This is a genomic window from [Clostridium] ammoniilyticum (assembly GCF_025566905.1).
In the GTDB taxonomy this organism is placed as follows: Bacteria; Bacillota_I; Bacilli_A; order Erysipelotrichales; family Coprobacillaceae; genus Faecalibacillus; species Faecalibacillus intestinalis.
Window position 1 is genome coordinate 63,810 of sequence record NZ_JAOQJR010000001.1, and the last position, 24,089, is coordinate 87,898.

Consider the following 24,089-nt stretch of genomic DNA (forward strand, 5'->3'; position numbering starts at 1 on the left):
AAAAGGTTATAATAAGGTGGCATGGAGGAATAATGTATGAAAGCTTTTTTTAGAAAACATCGTTTTAAAATCGTGTTAACATTTTTAGTTATTGTTTTTGTATATATATGTTTTTACATGCTTTGGGTACATGTTCCTTACACAAAGCATAAAAATGATTTAGTAAGTATACAAGAAGAAATATGTAGTCAATACCATTATGACTATGATGACTATTTTAATGCTTATCAAAATAAGAAAATAAATTATATTGTTAAAGTGAAAAATAAAAAGAAAACAATGTATGTTGTATGTAATAAAAAATTAAAAAAGGTGGATATTTTTGAAGGTAAAACTATTTCTAAAAAAGAAGTGAAGAATGCTTTTGTTCAAAAATATCAAGTAAATCCAACAAAAGTAGAGATAGGATATGAAAATGATCAATTTGTTTATTGTTTAACTTATAAAGGAAAGGATACTTTATTATATGCGTTTTATTCTTTAGATAATGGAGAATTTTTGAAAGCATATAAATTATAAAAAGATATGATTAAATATTTAAAAGATTTAGAATGTATAAATTTAGAAAGATTATTACTTTTAAGAGGGAAAGAACTCTCTTTGACAGATGAAGAATGTCATATATTACTATTGATTGATACTTTTGTTACGTTGCACAAAAAAATGATTACACCTTCATTATTATTAAAATATTCATCACTTACTCCTCATGAAATGGATCATATTTTAGATTCTCTTTTAAAGAAAAAATGGATTTTTAATAAAAATGGAGCGATATGTTTAAATCATTTTGAAGAAAAACTTTTAGAAAATAAAGAAGTTCCAGTAGAAGAAAAAATGAATATGATTGATGTTTTTGAAGAACAATTTGGTAGACCATTAACACCGATGGAATTTGATAGTATTAAAGAGTGGGTTCAAAGCGGTTATAGTGAAGAAATGATTTTAAAAGCTTTAAAAGAAGCTGTTAAAAGTCAAGTTTTAACTTTAAGATATATTGAAGGTATTTTAATTAATTGGGCTCAAAATGGAGTTAAAGAAAGATATATTGATGAAAAACCACAAGAAAGAAAAGTAAAAGAAAGTCATTATCATTGGTGGGAAGATGAATAAAGAAAAAACAAACAAAGTATTAGATTACTTTGAAGAACTCTTTCCTGATGCTCATTGTGAACTCAATCATCAAAATGTCTTTGAACTTTTAGTAGCTGTCATGCTTTCAGCACAAACAACTGATAAAAAAGTCAATCAAGTGACAGCTTCACTTTTTAAAAAGTATCCTACTGTTGAATCTTTTGCTTTAGCATCTTTAGAAGATTTACAAGATGATATTAAAATTATTGGGCTCTATAGAAATAAAGCTAAAAATTTAAAGAAAATGGCACAGGTTTTGCTTGAAGAATACAATGGTGAAGTGCCAAAAACAAGAAAAGAATTAGAAAGTTTACCAGGAGTAGGGAGAAAAACAACGAATGTTGTTTTATCTGTTGGTTTTGATGAACCTGCATTTGCTGTAGATACACATGTTGAACGGATTTCTAAAAGATTAGGTTTTGCTAAAAAAGATGATACAGTAAATGATGTTGAAAGAAAGGTTTGTCGTTCTATTCCTAGAGATAGATGGAATAAAGCGCATCATCAGTTCATATTCTTTGGTAGATATTTTTGTAAAGCACAAAATCCAAATTGTAAAGAATGTCATTTATATGATATGTGTAAAGATAAAATAAAAGAAGTGAGAAAATAAGCATGGATCAAAATATTCAAAAAATATTAGAAATAAAAAATAAAAAAATGCAAAAAGCATTTAATCAAAATCATATTGAATTACTTTTTTTAGATAACAAACAAGAATTATTAAATTATTTAGATTCTTTACTTAAAGATGATCAAACAGTAGGTGTTGGTGGTTCAATGACTTTATTTGAAACAGGAGTTATTAATTATTTAAGAAATAAACCTGTTCGTTTTTTAGATCGTTATCAAGAAGGTCTTTCTAGAGATGAAATTGAAGATGTTTTTCATCAATCATTACTCGCTGATGTTTATTTAACAAGTTCAAATGCAATCGATAGAAATGGAAATCTTTATAATATTGATGGAAATGGAAATCGAGTAGCAGCAATGATTTATGGTCCTAAAAAAGTGATTGTGATTGTTGGAATGAATAAGATTTTTGATGATGAAGATTCAGCTATTCAACATATTAAAAACATATCATGTCCAGCCAATGCATTACGTTTACATAAGAACACACCATGTGTTCAAGTTGGAAAATGCGTAGATTGTCAAAGTGATGATCGTATATGTAGTGCTTATGTGAAGATTTCAAGGCAACCGTTAAGTAGAATGACGGTGCTTGTTATAAATGAAGAATTAGGATATTAGGAGGTAACACTATGTTTGAAAAAGTAAATATTCAAGATTTAAAGTTTAATCCTTTTGATGAAATTAGTAATCATTGGGTACTTATTTCAGCTAAAAAAGATGGAGTTGTTAATACAATGACAGCAAGTTGGGGACAACTTGGGCATTTATGGGGTAAAAATGTAATGACTGTTTATATTCGACCTCAAAGATATACGAAAGAATTTGTAGATGCCGAAGATTATTTTACAGTTACTCTATTTGATGGTTATAAAAAGGAATTAGGTGTTTTAGGTTCTAAATCTGGTAGAGATGGCGATAAAATTGCTGAAGTTTCTTTTGATATAGAGGAAGTAGAAAACCAACCAACTTTTAAACAAGGTAAGATGGTATTTGTATGTAAAAAGATTTATAGTGATATGATTGATCCTAAACAATTTATTGATTCATCTTTAGATGAAAGATGGTATCCACAAAAAGATTATCATCAAAGATATATTGGTGAAATTATTGCTGTTTATGAAAATAAATAGGAGATAAAAGAGGTTCGAATGAACCTCTTTTATGCGTCTGAACGTTCAAATTTATTTTTCATTGAAAGACTTAATTCGTTTAAAACAAGTGAAATTGTTTTATTTGTTTCTTCTTTTAACATATCAGCTATTTTTTGATTGGCTTGATGTTTAAGTTGAAGTTGTTTGTCTAAATCGTTTTCTTTTTGCAAAAGTTCATCATAGATGTTTATTAAGTGATGCCCTTTAGCCATAACATTTTTTTGATAACGTTCGATATGAATAGATGATTTCTTATAGGAAGCATCTGCCATAGCTGCAATTAAACGACTTGACCAATAGAAATTATCTGTAGAAACAGTATCTGTTGTATTAGATAAATAATCTGGTGTTTCACTGATACTTCCATAGAAAGGAACCAATGTGTTAAAGACATTTGATGCATAGGCAATCCATTCAATTGCTTGGAAAGACTTAGGTACATCATTTCTTAATTGAATAACTGATAAAAAGTCATTACGATTAATTCCTATAGGACGATACATTCCTTTTTGAGATAAATCACCATAAGATTTATAAGGATCATAATTAGTTCCTTGAAAATGTAAAGAAAGAGCATATTTAACATCTTCAACAGTGATTTTCTTTTCTGGTACTTGTGACCATGGAATATCATCATCATATGGTTGATGAGTAAATGTATGTGGATTCAAATATCTTTCAATATCAAAAGCACGAGGTGTGTTATAGACATGATCTGAATCATCATGACTTCCAAATGTGTCACGAGCATTAAATTTAGCATTTAAAGAAAGATCTAGATGATATTTTTCTATGAATTCTTTCATATCTGAAGAACACATATGATTTTTCTTGGAAGTAAGTGCATCTTCTAAATCAAAATTATCAATACCAAATTGATTAGGCATAGCTACATAGTGATCATCAGGTACTTTTTTTGCAATCCAATGATGTCCACCAATTGTTTCTAACCACCAAATCTCATCATGATCTTGAAAAGCAATCCCATTCATTTCATAAGTTCCATATTTTTCTAAAAGACTTCCTAATCTTTCAACACCTTCACGTGCACTATGAATGTATGGTAAAACAATATAAACGATATCTTCTTCACCAATTCCTCCAGAAATATGATTGATTTCATCATATTCAACAAGTGGATCAGCACCTAAAACACGTGGATTTGAAGTGATTGTTTCAGTTGCAGTCATTGCAATATTTTCTTCATTAATACCACTTGCAGCCCAAATTCCCTTTCCTTTAACTGCATTTGGCATAGCTGTATACGACATTGGATTATCAGGTAAATCAATTTCTAAATGCGAAATAACAGTTTTATATTTTCTTTTTTGTTCTTTTGAAGAAATAACGACGAACTTTTTTGGAGTGAACCCATCAGCACCAGAATCATCATTTCTAGCAATCATTGTTGAGCCATCATAAGAAGCGTTTTTCCCCACTAATAATGTTGTACAAGACATATATTTTTCCCCCTTTGTACCTTATTATAATATAAAAAAAGGGAATTTCATCCCTTATTTTTGATATTTAATTGTATAACGATTTCTACCATTTCTTTTTGAATGATAAAGAGCATCATCAGCTATTTTAAAAATAGTATCAAAATTTTGTTCATTAGAAAATGTATAAACTCCCATGCTTATTGAAAAATGTATCCCGTGATGAGAAAGAGAAATTTCATTTAGATGAGACATTAATTGGTTACAAGGATAAGTCAAATCATCATGTACATTTTTTAAAAAAACAACAAATTCATCGCCACCCATACGAATAACGATATCATTTGGATTTGTATGAAATAACAAATATTTTGCAAGAGCAATCAATAATTCATTTCCCACTAAATGTCCATAAGTATCATTTACTTCTTTAAAATGATCAATATCTAAAACAATTAAAGCGTTTTGTTGCTTTGGATTCTTTTTAATATATTCATCAATGATATATTTTCCAGCTTCAAGATTATACAAATGAGTAAGAGAATCTCTTTGAGCTTGTTGTTTTAAAGAGTTTTGTTCATGCCAATTAACAGTAATATCAGAAGCTGTTGCAAGTATGATTTCTGCTTCATCATTCGAATTATAGATGACTGTTGCATCGAGTGTTTTAACACAGTATTCTTGTGAACCTCTATAATATTTACGATAGATAATAGGTCCTTTTATTTTTTGAGTAAATAAATCTACAATTTTTTGTTTATCTTCTTCAAAAACAGTTGATTTGGAAGAAGAAACATAATCTAGATAATGATCATAAATTTGTTTTTTAGATTGTTCTAAAATATCAATAATCATTCGATCATCTTGAATATGATATTCAAGAATAGAAATAGAATTATCTTTTAAAGCCATTTGATATTTCTCTTTTTCAACAGATGAAGCAAGTTCTCTGTTTTTAATAGGAGAAATATCACTTAAATAACATTGAACAATTAAATTTTTTTGATTATTGAAAATGAAATGTCCTTGATCATAAATCCATAAATAACTATCATCTTTTCTTTTAATACGATATTCTAAGTGGTGTCTTTCTAAAGCAGAAACATTTTCAGAAAGTGCTTTTATAACATTAAAAATATCATTTTTATGAATACAATTGATCCAATGGTAATCAATATCATTTAAAAATTCTTCTTTGTTATCATATAATAAAAGTTCTAATAGATTATCATTAATATCAACAATTGAAAGCTGTTCATCTAATTTAAAAGAACATGAAGCAAGAATAAAAGGTGCTTCTTTTAAGTCCTTTGGTGTATTTCCAATAGAGGTATGAAGAAGTTCTATTTGATGATCTTTAAATACAATTGTATAAAAATATTTAGTTCTTGTTTGATATTCTTCCATATTAAGGTAAAAAACACCTTCAGTAATACATACAGAATTATTTTGATAAATAACAGTGCATGTAAACTGATCAATATAAAAAGTAAAATGATTTGATTTATAGGTTTTTATATGATTAATAATGTCATTGTATTTTAAGACATCTTCTGTATATAATCCCATGGCTTTAACATTTTTAGATAAATAAGGGATAAGTTGATCGATATCTTGATTACTAAAAATTAAATTTAAGACATCTTTTGTATATATTTTATAATTATCATTATCCATTAGTCTTTTCCTCTCTGATAGAGATATTATATCACAGATAGTTTTGTTTTAAATCAATAAATAAAAAACCATCCATTTAACGGATGGCTAATTTACATAAAAATGTATTGTTTTCTCTGTAGAAGAAGAACCATTTGATTCAACAAATTTAATGGAATATTGTTGACCATGAGATAAATTAGAAAATGTTGCATTTGCATGATTTACAGATGATAAAACATTACCATTTCGATCATAGATTGTAATTGTTACCGTATTACTTTGGCTTTGAGTATAAATATTTGCCTGAACAGAAGTTGCTGTAATTGTTGCTCCATCATTAATTTGACCACTGGCACATGAAAGAGAGGCATTAATATTTGATAAGTTTTGCGATAAATCTCTTTCTATTTTATTTGATGTACGATCAGGTGCTTTTTCATAACTATAGAAACCAGTAATCTTAAGATTAGATGTAACGGCATAGTTAAGTGTTCCTGATGCAGTAGAGAAATTTTCTCGGTGAAGCTCTTGACCATTTTGATCACTTACAACAACTGTATAAACAACTTTACCAAATGTTTTTGTTCCTTCGGTAGCATTTTCATCAGTAACAGCATTTTCTGGACTATATGGAGCAAAGTTAAATGAAAGACTTTGACCATTAAGACTTACATCAAATGAAGTAAGTTCACTTAAATTAAAGACATCACTATCAACACTTTGAGTAGGGGCAGTTCCTTTTTTAAACCAAGCTTGAATAATCATATCTTCGCTCATTCCTTCACTTGGTGAAACATATGGATAAATACCTTTGACCATCGCTGCTTGTTCAACATCATCTGGTTGATCAGGATAAGATTTTTGACTTCCTTTACTTTGTAAATGATTTAAAAGTGTTTGAACAACTTTACCAGGGTAGGCTTTATATTGACTCGTTGTTTTACCTTTATCAATACCTTCTTTACCAAATCCCATCCATACAGAACAAATATAGTCAGATGTATAAGCTGACATCCATAAATCACGGCTTTTTCCAGCCATACCATTTTTAGCACTGCTTGACCAGTTAGATGTTCCCGTTTTAGCCCCGACATTATTAATACCAGAAACGTAAGCATAATTACCACTACCATTTTTTGTATAATCAAGCATGACTTGTCTTACCATAAAAGCACTTGCTTTTGAATAAGCACTTTGTTTTGCATTATTTTGGATTTCTTCATCGATATTAAAGGTTTCTCCAGTTTGTACAACTTCTACATAATTGATCGTATGACTTTCTGTGTAAAGACCATTATTAGAAATAGTAGCGTAAGCTCCTGCCATTTCAAGTGGGGAAATACCATAAGACCAACCACCAATGGCACTTGCTAGACCAATGTTTTCTTTTTCCATTGAAATACCTATGGATTCCATGGCTTCTTTGATTTTATCACTACCAATTTTTTGTTCTACTTCATCAAATGTTTTAATAGCAGGAATATTCCATGAATTTTCAAGAGCGTTTTCAACTGTCACTAAACCATGGAATTGACGATCCCAGTTTTTAAATTTACCATTATAGTAATCATCATCATTAATTGAATGTCCTGTAGACCAATCAAGATTTTCAAAAGCAAGTCCATAATCCAAAAATGGTTTTACGGAAGAACCAGGTTGTTGTTTTCTAGTAGCGTAGTTGTAATCCCCATAAGAATAATTACGACCACCAATAACAGCAACAATTCGACCATCTTGGCTTGATTGAACAGCACCACCCATACGCATATCTTCATCACTATAATCATATTTTTCACCATTACCAATAGCAGCAGCCAAAGCTTGAGTTTCACTATTACAATATGTATAGATATTCATTTGTGTTTTTAAAGGATCTAATCCTGTTCTTTTCTTTACTTCATCTGTTACGATATCTACATAAGCTGCATTAACGGAACTGTTTGTAATTTTAGATGAGCATAACATGTTTTCAACCTTCACATTTTTGGCGTCATCACATTCTTTTTGAGTGATATAACCATGCTTCACCATAAGATTTAAAATTGTATTACGTCTTTTCGTAGCGTTATTTAAACAATAATAAGGATCATAGTTGTATGGTGAATTTAAACTTCCTGCAAGCATAGCTGCTTCTGGTAGGGTCAATTCACTAACGTCTTTATCAAAATAATAACGAGAAGCAGAAGAAATACCAATTGAACGTGTACTTCTACCAAAATAGATCTTATTTAAATAAAGTGTTAAAATTTCCTCTTTACTTAAAGCTTTATCCGCTTGGATAGCAAGAATAATTTCACTAAACTTTCTCGTATATGTTTTTTCAGCATTAGGAAAGTAAGTTTTTTTAATCAATTGTTGTGTGATTGTAGAACCTCCACCTCTAATACCTCCGGCTACTAAATTAGACATAGCTGCTTTAGCAATACGTGGCAAATCAAAACCATTATGTTCAAAAAAACGTGAATCTTCAGCAGCGACAACAGCATCGACAAGAACTTGTGGAAGATCTTCATACGTGATATTTTCTCTTGTTCCGTTTTCTTCACTACCATAAGTATAAAGAACTTGTCCTTGATCATCGTACATCACACTTGCACCGGATGATAAAAGTTTCTTTGCATCAAAGGCTTCTGTATCTTTATAGACACCATAGGCTAGGACACTCACACCACCAATTAAAGCAACTAAGATACATATAGTAAGAGCGATAAATACTTTCTTTTTATTTATTTTCTTTTGTGTTTTATTTTTTTTCGAAGACATAAGATACCTCCATGTTTTTCTTATACAAGTATACCTTATTTTGTATATTAAAAGCAAATTTTAGTAAAAATAAAAGCCAACCGAAGTTGACTTTTTATTGATTTGTTCCTTGGTTTTGAGATTGATTGGTTCCTTGGTTTTGAGAAGGCTGACTATCTCCACCGGTATTACCACCCGTGTTATTGCCATTATTGTTATTACCATTAGTATTATCACCGTTATTATCATTATTAGAGTTATTATTAGAGTTATTATTAGAATTATTATTAGAGTTATTGTTAGAATTATTATTATTTTGATTATTTGAATTATTTTGAGATGATTGGTTATCATCTGTTGTTTGGGTTTCATTTGTTTCTGTTGTTTCTTCTGTTGTTTCTTCACTTACTGAAGCATGAGATTCATGTTTTGAACCTTTTTTATAATAATCATCTCCATCTTGTACAACAGTTGATGGTTGACTTGGATATGATTTTTTACCATCTTTACTTTGTAAATGTTTCAATAATCTTTGAACAACTTTACCAGGATAAGCTTTATAACGACTGGTTGTTTTTCCTTTTTCAATACCTTCTTGACCAAATCCCATCCATACTGAACAAATATAATTAGAAGTGTAAGCAGTCATCCATAAATCTCGACTTTTTCCAGCCATACCTTTTTTAGCACTGCTTCCCCAGTTGGATGTTCCTGTTTTAGCTCCTACATTAGAAAGTCCGGATAGGTATGCGTAATTACCACTACCATTTTTAGTATAATCAAGCATGACATGTCTAATCATGAAAGCACTCGCTTTTGAATAATCACTTTGTTTTGCATTGTTTTGAATTTCTTTATCAATTTCAAAGGTTTCACCAGTTTGGACAACTTCTACATAGTTAATTGTATGACTTTCTGTATAAAGTCCATTATTAGAAATCGTTGCATAGGCACTTGCCATTTCAAGAGGGGAAATTCCTTTATTCCATCCACCAATAGCATAAGATAAATTGGTTACATTACTTTCACTAGACATATCAATACCAATTGATTCCATTGCGGAAGTAACGCCTGATTTACCAATTTCTTTAGTCACTTCTTCATAAGTTTTAATGGCTGGGATATTCCAAGAATTTTCTAGAGCACTTGTAAGTGTAACAGTTCCATGGAATTGTCCATCCCAGTTTTTAGGAGTAAATTTACCTTTAGAATAAGGTGTATCCTCTAATGTTTTACCAGTACACCAATCTAAGTTTTCAAAAGCTAAACCATAATCTAAAAACGGTTTTACAGAAGAACCGGGTTGTTGCTTACTTGTTGCGTAGCTATAATTTCCAAAATTATAATTACGTCCACCAATGACAGCGACGATACGGCCATCTTGACTTGATTGGACGGCACCACCCATGCGCATATCTTCATCACTATAATCATATTTTTCACCGTTACCGATGGCACTTGCTAATGTTTGTGTATCAACATCACAATACGTATAGATATTCATTTGTGTTTTCAAAGGATCTAAACCAGTACGTTTTTTAACTTCAGCAGTTACAATGTCAACATAAGCAGCAAGTGTGTTATTATTTGTTGTTGGTGAAGCACAAAGCGTGTTTTCTATTTTGGTAGCTTTTGCTTCTTCATATTCTTGTTGTGTAATATAGCCATGAGTAACCATTAATTTTAAAATTGTATTACGTCTAGCAGTTGCTTTATCAAGGCAATAATATGGATCATAGTTATAGGGTGAATTTAAGCTACCTGCAAGCATGGCTGCTTCTGGAAGGGTTAATTCACTTACATCCTTATTAAAATAATATTTAGTTGCTGCAGCAATTCCAATCGAACTTGTACTTCTACCAAAATAGATTTTATTTAAATAAAGGGTTAAGATTTCTTCTTTACTTAAAGCTTTATCAGCTTGAATGGCTAAAATTATTTCACTTAATTTACGAGAATACGTTTTTTGTGCATCAGGAAAATAAGTCTTTTTAATCAACTGTTGAGTAATTGTAGAACCACCACCAGTGATTCCTCCAGCTTTTAAGTTAGATAATGCCGCTTTAACAATACGTGGTAAATCAAAACCATTATGTTCAAAGAAACGAGAATCTTCAGCAGCTACAATGGCATCTACTAAAACTTGTGGTAAGTCATCATAGGTAACATTTTTTCGTGTACCGTTTTCTTGGCTACCATAAGTATACATAATATCACCATTACTGTCATACATGACACTTGCTCCAGAGGATAAAAGTTTTTTTGAATCAAAAGCAGCTGTATCCTTATATACACTATAACCAAATATACATGCAAAAACTAAGATTAAACAAAGAATAAGCATTGTTACTACTTGAATGATTTTTTTTGAATTTAATTTTTTTGTTTGTCTTTTCATTTAAATACCTCACAATAATATTGATCAATAATTTCTAAATAATGAAGACGAGGAAGAAATCCTTGCCTTATCAAATGACCTTTTTCTTTTATTGTTTCATAACGAAGGGATTTACGATCGTTTTTTCTATATGCTTCTACCATAAAAGAAGCATCTAAGAGATAAACTTCATTCACTTTTGTAAAGGCAATAATTAAAAAAGCAATTCCTCCATGATGAATGACTTTATCGAGATGATTAATTTGATGTAAAGAAATGTTCGTAAAGGGAAAAGATAATGTTTTTGTTTCTTTTGCTTCAAAATCAATATATTTTCCTTTATAAATACCATTATAATCTGTTGTTGAAGGGGTTCTAAAATAAGCTTCTACTATTTTTGCTGAACTTCTTTCTGGATAAGAAACCTTGACAATTTGAATAGGGGTAGGTTTTTTATGAATAACTGCAATATCATGTGATAAATAGTATTCATTTGTTAAGTTAATATCTTCTTCTAAGTTCATTCCACGGTGAGCAGTATTATGTTTACCTTCAATCATAGATGTATAATGATTATTTTTTTTCTTATTTGGATAATTAACCATAGAAACTCCTTTTTATTTGCATATATATGGGTATTATAACACATATTTTTTTTGTGATAACAACTCTTTGATAAGAAATCATATTTTATCTTGAAAAAAGGAAATAAATTGGTACAATGAGGTAAAGGAGTTGAAAAGCATGGAATATAAAGTCGTATTAAGTCCAAAAAAAATTGTTAGTAAAGAATTTAAAGTTGATTTTAAAGGGTACAATGCGGATGAGGTTGATCACTTCTTAGATCAAGTTGTAAAAGATTATGAAGCTTTTGCTGGACTATTGAACAATTCTTATGATAGAATAGAACAGCTTGAAAGACGTCTTGCTGATCAAAAAGCTATGATAGCTCGATTAGAAAGAGAAAAAGCTTTACAAGATGATAATTTAAGAGCATTAGAAGATAATGTTTCTTCCAATGTAGATATCTTAAAAAGATTATCATTATTAGAAAAAGCAGTATTTCAAAATAAATAACAAATGACAGATAATCGCTGCTTCATTGAAGTAGAGGAAAGTCCAGGCTGCCACAATCTGCGATGATTGTAGTGTTTGTGCCTCACGAATCAATAAGTGAGGGTAGTGTAAACTAACGACAGAAGGAAAACCTAAGGGCAACTATGGTAGAACTTCATAAATGGCTCCACAGAGACAATTCCATAGGAAACTATGGCTGAAAAGAGGAAAGCTCCGCAAGGCAGAAACCCAAATTTGGTAGGGGAACCTTTAAAACGAAATTGAACGGGATAGAGGACGTGTAAACGTAGATAAATGATTATCTAATACAGAACTTGGCTTATTATCATTTGTTTTAAATTGGCATGGAAACATGTCTTTTTTTAATAGAACCGAGGGGAAAATATGCAAAGAAAAACACTTCATAAACAATATAAAAAACTAGGTATATCAGCAGTTAGAAGAATTGGCTTTAGCTTTTTTGCGGTTATTTTAATAGGGTCAATTTTATTAAGTTTACCAATGAGTCATAGTGTTCATTCAACAAGTAGTTATTTAGATCATCTATTTGTTGCAACTTCAGCAACCTGTGTAACAGGCTTAGTGACTCATGTAACAGCTAGTGAATATACGCTTTTTGGACAAATAGTCATTATTTTATTGATTCAAATAGGTGGGTTAGGATTTTTAACACTGATGTCGATGTTCTTTGTTCTTTTAAAAAGAAAACTAACCTACGCTAATAAGATTGTCATGCAGGAAGCTTTAAATAGAAATTCATTAAATGAAACAGGTATTTATATTAAAAGAGTTATTAAATATACAGTTTGTTTTGAACTTATTGGAGCAATTTGTCTTGCTTTTGTTTTTATTCCACAATTTGGAATCCTTAAAGGAATTTATTATAGTTTATTTCATGCAATTTCAGCATTTTGTAATGCTGGATTTGATATTTTAGGAAATAATTCAATGGTTCCTTATGTAGGCAATGTTTGGATCAATTTAGTTATTTGTGGTTTGATTATTGCTGGTGGTTTAGGTTTTGTTGTGTGGATCGATTTACGTTTATCTTTGATTCATTATAGAGAACATTTTAAGTATTTTAAAATGAAAAGGTATTTAGAATCTTTATCTTTACATACAAAGATTGCATTGATTTCTACATTTGTTTTAATTTTTGGAGGAATGACCGTTATTTTCATATTAGAATTTCAAAATCCGCTAACATTAAAATCTTTACCATTTTCACAAAAGATACTCGCAAGTTTTTTTCAATCAGTAACACTTAGAACAGCTGGATTTGCGACAGTAGATATGGCTTCTTTACATCAAGCAACGAAGTTTTTTATGTCTATTATTATGTTTATCGGTGGTTCTCCTGCAGGAACTGCTGGTGGTGTTAAAACGGTAACTTTTGTTATTGGATTGTTATACGTCCGTGCATTAATGCGTGGTGATGAAAATATTCATGTTTTTAAAAGAACAATTGATGATCAAATTGTTAAAAGAGCATTAACAATTATGTTGATTAGTTTTGCGATTGCTTTAACAGGTTTATTTATTTTATCAATAAGTGAGCAGGCAGATTTTATTGATCTACTTTTTGAAGTTTTTTCTGCTTTTGCGACAGTAGGATTAACAGCGGGTATTACACCAACACTGACATTTGTTGGAAAAATTGTTATAATTATTTTGATGTATATAGGACGTATTGGTCCTATTACTATGGTTTTGATTTTTGTAAGAAAATATAACGCTAAGAAAGGAAAAGATGTGAACTATATAAAAGAACATATCTTAATAGGATAATGAGATGGAAAAACAATTTGTTGTATTAGGGCTTGGAATTTTTGGCTCTACACTTGTTAAGACACTTTCTCAATATGGTAGAGAAGTCATTGCAATTGATAAAAATCCTGAAAATGTACAAAGAGTGGCTGATTTTGCGACAAAAGCAGTTATTGGTGATGTCACAGATTTTCAATTTTTATCAGATTTAGGATTAGATGATATGGATGTAGGAATTGTTGCTATTGGAGATCGATTAGAAGATAGTATTTTAGCTACAATGAATCTAAAAGAACTGGGAGTACCTTATGTTATTGTTAAAGCTAAAAACAAACGTTTTAAAGTTGTTTTAGAAAAAATAGGTGCTGATTATGTTGTCCGTCCTGAAAAAGAAATGGGAGAAAAAGTAGCAAGAACATTACTTCGAAAAAATATTAAAGATTTAATTGAATTAGATGAAGAAAATTGTATTGTTGAAATGAAAGTACCTCAAGCATGGGTAGGAAAAACATTATCACAACTAGATTTAAGAAAACTTTATAGTATCAATGTTTTAGGTAAACGAAATCCTCATACACATAAGTTAGAAGTTCCTGTAGATCCTAATTTAGAAATAGAATTAAATGATACTTTCCTTGTTTTAGCACAAACTGATGAAATAGAAAAATATGATTATTTATTATAGAGGTTTATTATGAAAAACGAAGAAACTTTATTTTTGTTTGCTAAAGCAATCAAAAGCTTAATAAAAAAACAGCCTTTAGATAAAATTACTGTAACAGATATTGTTTCAACAGCAGGAAAAACCAGACAAACATTTTATCGACATTTTCAAGATAAATATGATTTAGTTAATTGGTATTTTGAAAAATTAGTTTTAAAATCATTTGAAGAAATGAATCAAGGTGGTTCGTTACAAGAAGCACTTAATTTAAAGTTTGCTTTTATTGAACAAGAACATGCTTTCTTTAAAGAAGCTTTTAAATCAAATGATTATAATAATTTAATTCATTATGATTTTTGTTGTATCTATGATTTTTATAAAAATTATATTTATAAAAATACAGGAAAGACATTATCTTCAGATATAGATTTTTTATTAAATATGTATTGTCGAGGTTCTGTAGATATGACAGTAGAATGGGTCTTAAATGATATACCTATCAAAAAAGAAGAAATAGTTAGCTATTTAATAGAAGCTATTCCTGATAAACTAAAAGAATATATGAAATAATTGGTCATACTGACCAATTATTTTTTTTGGACAATCTGTCCAATATAAAAACCTCCTTCATATAACATGATAATGGAGAAGATTAGAAAAGAGAAATGATGGTGACATTTTCGCTGAATTTTATCATGACAAAATCGCTGGGTCTTAACATTTTTTATAAAAGGGATTGTATTTTAAAAAAAATAATGTATAATGTTGGCAATTTGGGAACTTTTAGGAGGATGGATATGAAAGAAAATAGTGGAAAGCAGTTAGCTAAGAAAATGTTGATTGCATTAGTATGTGGTTTAATTGCTGGATTTGGTTGTATTTTATTGAGAGAACACTTAAATTCAAGTGGTCAAGGAGACTTGTGGCAAACGATTAATAATATCTTTTTCCAAGATATTACAGCAGAAGGTGCTACAAGTGCTATCGGAATTTTCTATATTATAGGTCAATTATTTGTTAATGCATTACAGTTAATTATAGTACCAATGGTTTTTGTTTCTATTACACTTGCTATTTGTACAATTACTGATACTAAGAAATTAGGTAGAATTTCTTCTAAAACAATTTTAACTTTCTTTACGACAACAATATGTGCTTTGATTTTTGCTGGTATTGTAAGTACAATTATCTATCATTTAGGATTATTTAATTCAGTAGACGCAGGAAAGATTACTGTTCAACAAGGAACAACAGGATCTAATCCATTAAATATTATTGTATCAATTATTCCAAACAATTTTGTAAGTGCCTTTACAACAAATGGAAATGTCCTAGCAATTGTATTTTTAGCAGTAGTTACTGGACTTGCTATGAATACCATTGAAGAACAAACAAAAACATTAAAAAAAGTATTTGAAGAAGTTTCAAAAGTTATTAGTTTATTTCTAACGTTTGTAATTAATAAATTTGCCCCATATGCAATCTTCTGTTTACTTACAAGAACATTTGCTATTTATGGAATTGATTCATTAAAACCGGCTTTAGCTTATGTAGTAACAGTTATTATTGCTTTATTTGCTTATTTATTTATCGCTTATCCAATTTATTTAATGACAATGGCTAGGGTTAATCCTAAACCATTTATGAAAAAAGCTGTTAAAGTTGCTTTATTTGGATTTTCAACATCTTCATCTGCAGCAACACTACCATTAAATAGAAAAACAACAGTAGAAGAATTAGGGGTACATGATCAAATTGCTTCGTTTGTTTTACCTCTAGGTATGACAGTTAACATGGATGGAACAGCAATTATGCAAGTTATTGCAGCCATGTTTGTAGCTGTTAGTTCAGGTTATAAAGTAACTTTTATGTCAATGGCTATTATTGCTATTTTAGCTTTAATTGCTTCTATTGGAACACCTGCTGCACCTGGTGCAGGAGCTGTTATCCTCTTTACGATTTTAACAGGTATGGGTTATACAAATGATGCCGCTTTACTTGCTTATTCATTGATTCTTGCAATCAATAGACCAATTGAAATGCTTGTAACTTCCCTCAATGTTACAGGAGATGCAGCAACCTCTGTAATCGTTGCTAAAAAAGAAAAAATGCTTGATAAAGAAATTTATCATAGCTAAAAAATTATATAGCTAAGATGAAACTGCAGATAGTATGCAGTTTCTTTTTTTGGACTATCCGTCCATTGAAAGAAGGAAAAGAGAAAGATAAAATAATAAAAAAGAAATATTTGTGAATTAAATGTGAAACAAATATGAGACAAATTATCTTTAAGCATATGATACAATTAAATCAGAAAGCTCCTTACATCAATATTAAAAAAAGATTTAAATAGCGATGACGACTAACTATAAAACACTCATGTAAGGAGGTAAAAAATGAGTCAAATAAGAAATGCAAGTGATACAACCTGTAAACAGTTATTAAGAGACGGGGAATGTTTTGCAGATCTATGCAATGCTCTCTATTTTCATGGAAGACAGGTCATCAAACCAGAAGATCTGATATCACAGGAAAATGATGTCTCAACATTGATAGGTAAAGAACCCTTACCAATGAAAATGAAAAGATACCGAGATATCGTCAGAAAAGTAAGTATCAATGGGGATTATATGATCATTGGAGTAGAGCATCAAAGTAGTTTAGATAAAAATATGATTATTCGTATACTCAACTATGATGCACAGCTTTATATCAATCAGGTAGAAAGAGGAAAAGAAGTGGTAGAGATCAGTCAAAGCATGCTTGAAGGAGACTATGAAAAGTTAAGGACAAACCGTACGATCAGTGTAGAAAATTATAAGATGGCATCCATCTTGACACATGCGGACATTAAAGAAGAAGACTTACCAGAAGGAAAGGAAATCAACATGTGTAAGGCAATGGATCAATTATTTCAAAGATTTGAAAATCAAGGAATTGAAAAAGGTCGACAAGAAGAAAAACGAAATACTTTAAAAGAACAACTTAAAGTAAAACTAGGAACTTTATCAAATCCTTTAGAAGAAAGACCTACAACAACATCGCTAGAAAAATTGAATGAACTTACATTAAATATCTTTAACATCAATAGTAAAGAAGAGGTTTTAAAAATCATTCATTAATGAAAATAGGTTATAACGAATTAAATCGCTATAACCTATTTATTATTATAATTTTAATAGGATTATTTCTACATAAACTTAACAAAAGACAGTTTAATGTGTATAATGACACGGGGTAAAAAAGGGGGATTTTATGTTTAAAGATTATATAAGAGACTTGAAAAATGAGTTTAAAGGTTATAACATGCAAACTCTTTTACAAGATATCTTAGCTGGTTTAACAGTAGCTGCTGTTGCTTTACCACTTGCCTTAGCGTTTGGTGTAAGTAGTGGGGCTGATGCAGGTGCTGGGTTAATTACAGCGATTATTGCTGGTTTAGTGATTGGTGTTTTATCGGGAGCAAGTTACCAAATCTCTGGACCAACAGGTGCTATGTCAGCTATTTTAATTGGACTTTCAACAACATATGGTTTACAAGGTGTCTTCATCGCAAGCTTTTTATCTGGATGTATGTTGATTATTGCTTCATTATTTAAGTTTGGAAAAATTGTTTCTTTTATTCCAACTAGTGTTATTACTGGTTTTACAAGTGGAATTGCAATCATTATTGCATTAGGGCAAATTGATAATTTCTTTGGGACAACATCTGTTGGTTCAAGTGCTTTAGAAAAACTGTTTTCATATTTAAAATTAGGTTTTCCAGTATCATTACCAACTGTTTTCTTTGGGATTTTAGTTGTTGTGATTATGCTTATTTGGCCTAAAAAATGGGGAGAATATTGTCCTTCATCATTAGCAGGGATTATTATTGCTTTAATTTGTCAATTATGTTTAAATTTACCGGTTCATGAAGTAGGGACTATTCCAAGTACTTTGTTTCCAGAAGCAAGATTATCCTTTTCTTCATTACATTTAAGTACAATTACACAATTGATGCTACCTGCTTTAAGTATTGCTGCACTTGGAATGATTGAATCACTTTTATGTGGAGCAAGTGCTGGTAAAATGAAAAATGAAAAATTAAATGCTGATCGTGAATTAATGGCACAGGGTATTGGAAATATGTTGATTCCATTATTTGGTGGCGTTCCTGCAACAGCTGCGATTGCTAGAACATCTGTAGCTATTAAAGCAGGTGGAAAAACAAGATTAGTCAGTGTCTTCCATTCAATTGTTATTTTGATTTCGATGTTTTTACTTGGTTCACTTATGTCACGTATACCTTTATCTGCACTTGCTGGTGTTTTAATGGTTACTGCTTGGCGTATGAACGATTGGCAAGAAATTAAAACATTATTTCATAATAGAGTTAAAACAAATATTTCACAATATTTAATTACAATGTGTGCGACTGTTGTTTTTGATTTAACTGTTGCGATTGTTATTGGAGTCATGGTTTCAATTATCTTATTTGTTTTAAATAATTCTCATTTACATATAGAAGTACGTGATATTGATAAAGATCGTGTAGGAAAAGATTTAAAACATCATCATAAAAAAACAAGAATTATGTATTTAAGTGGACCTATTTTCTTTGGAACACAAGAACAAATGACACATGTTTTAGATGAATTAGATGATTCATTAGAAGCTATTGTTTTTTCAATGAGAGGTGTTCCTTCTATTGATGATTCAGGGATTCATGAATTCTTTGATATCGTTGATCGTTTAAAAGCACAAAACTGTATCATTAAATTCAGTGGTGTTCAAGAAGAAGTGATGATTCAATTTAAACGTAATCATTTTGATGAATATGTTGGTAAAGAAAGTTTCTGTTGGGATGCTATTATGGCTTTAGAAGCTTTGGATCAAGAATTAATTTCTGCTTAAAACAATTGACAAAGATAAAGATATTTATTAATATAGACATGCAAATTGAATATTGCTTAGGTAAGCTATAGATTTCTCTATTTCTGATCATAAATAGACATCTATAGTTTTTTTTATGGAAAGGAGATTTATATGGAAAATAGAAACCCAATGGAATACAAGCCTGTATTTCCTTTATTAATGTCAATGGCGATTCCGCCAATGATTTCAATGTTGATTCAATCATTATATAATATTATAGATAGTATCTTTGTTTCTCAACTTGGAGAAGAAGCTTTAACAGCAGTATCATTGATTTTCCCTTTACAAAATTTATCATTAGCCATTTCTTGTGGAATAGGGATTGCGATGAATGCCTTTATTGCAAGACATTTAGGAGCTAAAGATGATAATAAGGCATCTTATTATGCAACTCAAGGAATTGTGATGTCACTTGTACATTCTTTATTATTTTTAATTATTGGTTTATTTTTTATTCGACCATTTTTAAATATGTTTACAACAAATCAAAATGTAATTAACTATGGAATGCAATATGGAATGATTGTTGTCTCATTAGTTATTGGTCAATTTATTCATCTAGCTATTGAAAAGATGTTTCAAGCAACTGGAAACATGATGATGCCCATGATCATGCAAATCTTTGGAGCTGTTATTAATATTATTTTAGATCCAATCTTGATTTTTGGTTATTTTGGATTACCTGCTTTTGGTGTTGCTGGAGCAGCTATTGCGACAGTAATTGGTCAATTTTCAGCAGCTTCTTTAGCATTTGTCTTATTTAAAAAATACAATACACATCTTCATATTTCATTTAAGAAATTCAGAGTAGATTTTCATGTTATTTCTCAACTTTATAGTATAGCTATTCCTTCAAGTGTGATGATGTGCTTACCATCTGTTCTTGTTTCTTTATTAAATGGTATACTTTCATCTATTTCACAAAGTGCAGTTGCTTTCTTCGGGGTTTATTATAAGTTACAAACATTTATTTATATGCCAACATCAGGAATTGTACAAGGGATGAGACCTTTAATGAGTTATAATTATGGGGCTAAGTTAAAAGAAAGAATGCATCAAATTTTAAAAGTATCTGGTTTGGTCATTGCTGCTATTTTAGGAGCAGGAACATTACTATTCTTTATAGTTCCAAATGTTTTACTTTCTTTATTTAATGCAAGTAGTGGTATGTTAGAAATAGGTGAAACAGGGCTTAGAATTTTATCTTTAAGTTTTATTGTTTCATCTTTTGGAGTTTTAATGTCAGGTGTTTTTGAAGCTCTAGGTTTAGGAAAATATTCTTTAATAGTTTCTTTACTTAGACAATTATTGATTACAGTACCATTAGCATACATTTTATTAAATATCATGGGGATTGAAGGTATTTGGTTATCATTTGTTATTGCTGAGGCAATTGCAAGTATTGTAGCTTATATCTTATATCATAAAAAATTTAAAACCATATAAAAAAGAGGCTGTTACGAAATTAAATAATTAATTTCATACAGCCTTTTCTTTTGTAAAATAAAAATATATTAAAAATAAGAATTTTAAATATCTATATAATAAAATTATTCTACTATAAGAAGCAATTGTTTCTAATTACAATAATTCCTCAAACGTTATCGTTGAGAAATTAATTAGTAGGAAATAAATATCATTGGTAAGATATCAATATCCTATTTTTTAGTTAGAATTTATAACAAAAAAGATGTTACGATTTTAAATTATTTCGTAACATCCCCTTTTTTACATAAAAATTATTTTTTATACTATTTCTTTTCTATTGATTTTATTGATTTACCACCTTTAACACAATTTAATTTTCCATTATAAATAGTAACCATATAATTATCTCTCGCAAAATTTATAGCTTCTATCTTACCTTGTTGGTTATAGAATATATTAATAGCAAATCCATTGGTTTTACTAGGAGTATAATCGTTAAGGGATTGACCGTTGAGGCAGTCAGTTGGTACTTTGTATTTATAAATAGCTGAATTTTTATTTTCACTTTGTAAAAAATGTAATACATTTTTTACAATTTCTTTATCAATATATGATGCGCCAGAATAGCTATCACTAAGATACTTGTCAGGCTCTTTTTGTCCATGACTCATTAAAGAATCAGACACTCTTCCAACTGAATTTGTTGTTGTCTTTTTATAAGGAAAATCTGCAGGTAATGTGTAGTTATATTTAAAAATTGATTGTTTTTTAAATTCATCTTCATCTGTTGCATAGCATTTTGTAGCAGCAATTTGCGCTGCTTCATAAATACCATGTGCTTCTTGTATAATACCTGCTTTTTTTGCTTCATCTACATATCCTAAAACGGATGGAATAGCCACAGCAGCTAAAATTGCAAGAATGACAAGAACAACTATTATTTCAACAAGCGTAAAACCATGTTTATTTCTAATTTTTTTAGTATCTATCATTTCTTTTCTCCTAATTATCTGATTAAATAAGATAATATTTTTATTACTATTTTAATATGTTAATCTTTATTTAGCAATGATTAAAAGTAGATTGCCATGATACTTTTTGTATTTGATCATGTTTTCTATTTTTTATATTTTATCCAATAAAACCTTGAAATAGGTTTCTATTTAAAAAAAATAGAAAAGAAAAAATATAAATTTATGATATACTTGTACTCCAAGGAGGAACTATGATGAAAAAACTCTATTTATTATTACTTTCATTATTGATGACATTTACTTTAACAGGATGTAATCAACAAGTAGAAAAAGCATCCTCTAAGCAAAGTGTAACACTTTCTTTAGAACAAACAAGTAGTCAGGATGTAGATGTTTATGTTGATCAAGATCAAATTGATACTTTAAAAAGTCAAGGTGCAGGAACTTATGAGTTAAAGTTAACTAAAGGAAATCATGAGTTAAAAGTTGTACAAGATGGTGAAGAAACTCAAAAATCGTTTTATGTAGACTCTAAAGAAACCTTACATTATCAAATTACAAATATAGAAAACCAATTACAAATAGAAACAGATCAGGTTTCTTTTGATGAAAATAATGTTCAAGATATTTTAAATCAAATAGAAGAATATAGTGGACAACCATATATTGAAATCAATAACAATATTCCTACTTTTAAAGAAAATGAATATACTACAAAAACATATATTCAATTAAATGATTTAGATGAATATGGACGTACTCAAAAAGATCAAGCTTGTTTAGGTCCTGAAACACTTCCAACAAATAAAAGGGAATCTATTGGAATGGTTAAACCGTCAGGATGGAAAACACAAAGATATGATGATTTGATTTCTACAAAATATTTATATAATCGTTGTCATCAAATTGGTTTTGCTTTAAGTGGTTTAAATGCTGAAGAAAGAAATTTAATGACGGGAACACGTTATTTTAATGTTACAGGTATGTTGCCTTTTGAAGAAGAGGTTAGAGATTATATTAAAAATACGAATCATCATGTTTTATATGAAGCCATTCCTGTATATAAAGATGATGAATTAGTAGCAAGAGGCTTGATTTTACAAGCAGCTTCTGTCGAAGATGAAACGATTCGTTTTTGTGTTTATGTTTATAATGTACAACCGGGTGTTACTATTGATTATCAAAATGGAACTTCAAGAAAAGCCAAAGAAGGAGAACCAACTTATGGCATCAAAGAAACAAAGGATCCATTTGATTATCATAATAAGTCAAGTAATAAAAGTAAAAAGTATGTTATTAATATAAAAAATAAAAAATATCATGATCCAAATTGTTCAAGTGTTTCAAAAATGAGCGAACAAAATAAAGAAGTAGTTACTTCAACTTCAAAAAAATTACAACAACAAGGATACAGTCCTTGTGGCATCTGTCAAAAATAAAAAAGTGTTGCGATAACCGCAACATTTTTTTATAAATTGTAAAATTATGTAATAAATTAAACATTTAAAGTAAGCGGTACAAATAATGTATAATATGTCCAAGGAGGAGATATTATGAAAAAAAATATTTAAATTTGTTATGACGGTTGTTGTTTCCTTATGTTTATCATTTTCTTTTTCAATACCTGTTTTTGCTAGTGAAAGTGGCGAAACTGATATTATTAATGAAATGATTAGCTATTACAGTACTTATCAAAGTACAGCAAAAACAGATATTCAAAGATTAGTTGAAAAATTAAAAGCTCTTAATTCAACTAAAGGGGAAGAATGGGAAAAAATCATGAAATATGGGGATTATGTCAATACTGATATGAATGTCAATGTTGATGTTTTACCAGATGGTTTACCAAATGATGATAGTTTATGTATTACTGTTTTAGGATTTGCTTTAAATGATGATGGTACAATGAAAGATGAACTTGTTGGAAGATTGCAAACGGACTTGCAAGTGCTCAAAAATATCCAAATGCTTATGTAGCTGTTACAGGTGGTGGAACTGCTAAAAATAATCCAAATGCAATTGAAGCAGATCAAATGGCAGCATGAATAATTGCAAATGGATTAGATGAAAATAGACTTATTGTTGAAAATAAATCTAAATCTACAGTTCAAAATGCTCAATTTACTG

The 24,089-nt window shown here is 29.5% G+C and carries 21 protein-coding genes and 1 other RNA gene; 16 read left to right on the forward strand and 6 right to left on the reverse strand.

The window, feature by feature from the left end:
- Positions 1 to 36 precede the first annotated feature (36 nt).
- The 5 genes from OCV55_RS00300 to OCV55_RS00320 are packed head-to-tail and all read left to right on the forward strand — an operon-like array spanning position 37 to position 2,900.
- On the forward strand, positions 37 to 519 hold the full coding sequence (locus OCV55_RS00300) for a hypothetical protein (RefSeq protein WP_147579468.1): 483 nt from the start codon (positions 37 to 39) through the stop codon (positions 517 to 519).
- Positions 520 to 525: 6 nt separating this feature from the next.
- Positions 526 to 1,113 (forward strand): DnaD domain-containing protein, encoded by a 588-nt coding sequence (locus tag OCV55_RS00305; RefSeq protein WP_147579469.1) that lies wholly within the window; start codon positions 526 to 528, stop codon positions 1,111 to 1,113.
- Entirely contained in the window at positions 1,106 to 1,747 is a 642-nt protein-coding gene (gene nth / locus OCV55_RS00310; RefSeq protein ID WP_032090596.1) for an endonuclease III, read from the forward strand. Before OCV55_RS00305 ends, nth begins: the two co-directional genes overlap by 8 nt.
- Positions 1,748 to 1,749: 2 nt before the next feature.
- On the forward strand, positions 1,750 to 2,388 hold the full coding sequence (locus OCV55_RS00315) for a lactate utilization protein (RefSeq protein ID WP_147579470.1): 639 nt from the start codon (positions 1,750 to 1,752) through the stop codon (positions 2,386 to 2,388).
- 11 nt (positions 2,389 to 2,399) lie between these two features.
- A complete protein-coding gene (locus OCV55_RS00320; RefSeq protein WP_147579471.1) occupies positions 2,400 to 2,900 on the forward strand; it encodes a flavin reductase family protein in 501 nt (166 codons plus the stop codon).
- A 29-nt stretch (positions 2,901 to 2,929) separates the two neighbouring features.
- Here the strand turns inward: OCV55_RS00320 and OCV55_RS00325 are convergent, their stop codons facing one another.
- The 5 genes from OCV55_RS00325 to recU all read right to left on the reverse strand — a co-directional run bounded on the left by OCV55_RS00325 (position 2,930) and on the right by recU (position 11,743).
- The gene (locus tag OCV55_RS00325) at positions 2,930 to 4,381 is read right to left on the reverse strand and encodes a C69 family dipeptidase (RefSeq protein WP_147579472.1); all 1,452 of its coding nucleotides are present in this window, start codon (positions 4,379 to 4,381) and stop codon (positions 2,930 to 2,932) included.
- 54 nt (positions 4,382 to 4,435) lie between these two features.
- The gene (locus OCV55_RS00330; RefSeq protein WP_147579473.1) at positions 4,436 to 6,037 is read right to left on the reverse strand and encodes a sensor domain-containing diguanylate cyclase; all 1,602 of its coding nucleotides are present in this window, start codon (positions 6,035 to 6,037) and stop codon (positions 4,436 to 4,438) included.
- A gap of 87 nt (positions 6,038 to 6,124) precedes the next feature.
- Positions 6,125 to 8,782, reverse strand: coding sequence for a transglycosylase domain-containing protein (locus OCV55_RS00335; protein ID WP_147579474.1), 2,658 nt, complete (start codon positions 8,780 to 8,782; stop codon positions 6,125 to 6,127).
- A gap of 94 nt (positions 8,783 to 8,876) precedes the next feature.
- Complete coding sequence (locus OCV55_RS00340; protein ID WP_147579475.1) at positions 8,877 to 11,159, reverse strand: transglycosylase domain-containing protein; 2,283 nt, start codon at positions 11,157 to 11,159, stop codon at positions 8,877 to 8,879.
- Positions 11,156 to 11,743, reverse strand: coding sequence for a Holliday junction resolvase RecU (gene recU, locus OCV55_RS00345; RefSeq protein WP_022001822.1), 588 nt, complete (start codon positions 11,741 to 11,743; stop codon positions 11,156 to 11,158). The genes OCV55_RS00340 and recU overlap by 4 nt, the downstream gene beginning before the upstream one ends.
- A 139-nt stretch (positions 11,744 to 11,882) precedes the next feature.
- Between recU and OCV55_RS00350 the strand changes: the two genes are divergently transcribed.
- The 9 genes from OCV55_RS00350 to OCV55_RS00390 all read left to right on the forward strand — a co-directional run bounded on the left by OCV55_RS00350 (position 11,883) and on the right by OCV55_RS00390 (position 21,006).
- Entirely contained in the window at positions 11,883 to 12,215 is a 333-nt protein-coding gene (locus OCV55_RS00350; protein WP_022001821.1) for a DivIVA domain-containing protein, read from the forward strand.
- A 2-nt stretch (positions 12,216 to 12,217) separates the two neighbouring features.
- Positions 12,218 to 12,542, forward strand: an RNA gene (rnpB, locus tag OCV55_RS00355) — RNase P RNA component class B.
- 57 nt (positions 12,543 to 12,599) lie between these two features.
- On the forward strand, positions 12,600 to 14,003 hold the full coding sequence (locus OCV55_RS00360; protein WP_119363748.1) for a TrkH family potassium uptake protein: 1,404 nt from the start codon (positions 12,600 to 12,602) through the stop codon (positions 14,001 to 14,003).
- Between the two features lie 4 nt (positions 14,004 to 14,007).
- Positions 14,008 to 14,667: a potassium channel family protein gene (locus tag OCV55_RS00365; protein ID WP_022001819.1), complete on the forward strand. Its 660-nt coding sequence runs from the start codon at positions 14,008 to 14,010 to the stop codon at positions 14,665 to 14,667.
- Positions 14,668 to 14,676: 9 nt separating this feature from the next.
- Entirely contained in the window at positions 14,677 to 15,216 is a 540-nt protein-coding gene (locus OCV55_RS00370) for a TetR/AcrR family transcriptional regulator C-terminal domain-containing protein (protein ID WP_032090589.1), read from the forward strand.
- 227 nt (positions 15,217 to 15,443) lie between these two features.
- Positions 15,444 to 16,784: a dicarboxylate/amino acid:cation symporter gene (locus OCV55_RS00375; protein WP_147579476.1), complete on the forward strand. Its 1,341-nt coding sequence runs from the start codon at positions 15,444 to 15,446 to the stop codon at positions 16,782 to 16,784.
- A 258-nt stretch (positions 16,785 to 17,042) separates the two neighbouring features.
- Entirely contained in the window at positions 17,043 to 17,768 is a 726-nt protein-coding gene (locus tag OCV55_RS00380; RefSeq protein WP_147579477.1) for an Rpn family recombination-promoting nuclease/putative transposase, read from the forward strand.
- Positions 17,769 to 17,901: 133 nt separating this feature from the next.
- The gene (locus OCV55_RS00385; protein ID WP_147579478.1) at positions 17,902 to 19,539 is read left to right on the forward strand and encodes a SulP family inorganic anion transporter; all 1,638 of its coding nucleotides are present in this window, start codon (positions 17,902 to 17,904) and stop codon (positions 19,537 to 19,539) included.
- Between the two features lie 132 nt (positions 19,540 to 19,671).
- The gene (locus OCV55_RS00390; protein WP_147579479.1) at positions 19,672 to 21,006 is read left to right on the forward strand and encodes an MATE family efflux transporter; all 1,335 of its coding nucleotides are present in this window, start codon (positions 19,672 to 19,674) and stop codon (positions 21,004 to 21,006) included.
- Between the two features lie 305 nt (positions 21,007 to 21,311).
- Here the strand turns inward: OCV55_RS00390 and OCV55_RS00395 are convergent, their stop codons facing one another.
- The gene (locus OCV55_RS00395; protein ID WP_147579480.1) at positions 21,312 to 21,980 is read right to left on the reverse strand and encodes a type II secretion system protein; all 669 of its coding nucleotides are present in this window, start codon (positions 21,978 to 21,980) and stop codon (positions 21,312 to 21,314) included.
- A gap of 236 nt (positions 21,981 to 22,216) precedes the next feature.
- Here OCV55_RS00395 and OCV55_RS00400 point away from each other — a divergent pair, with 236 nt between their 5' ends.
- Together OCV55_RS00400 and OCV55_RS00405 are read left to right on the forward strand one after the other, a co-directional pair.
- Positions 22,217 to 23,401 carry a DNA/RNA non-specific endonuclease gene (locus OCV55_RS00400; RefSeq protein WP_267309746.1) on the forward strand — a complete coding sequence of 395 codons (1,185 nt, stop codon included), beginning with the start codon at positions 22,217 to 22,219 and terminating at the stop codon, positions 23,399 to 23,401.
- 139 nt (positions 23,402 to 23,540) lie between these two features.
- Entirely contained in the window at positions 23,541 to 23,939 is a 399-nt protein-coding gene (locus tag OCV55_RS00405) for a hypothetical protein (RefSeq protein ID WP_147579482.1), read from the forward strand.
- Positions 23,940 to 24,089 lie beyond the last annotated feature (150 nt).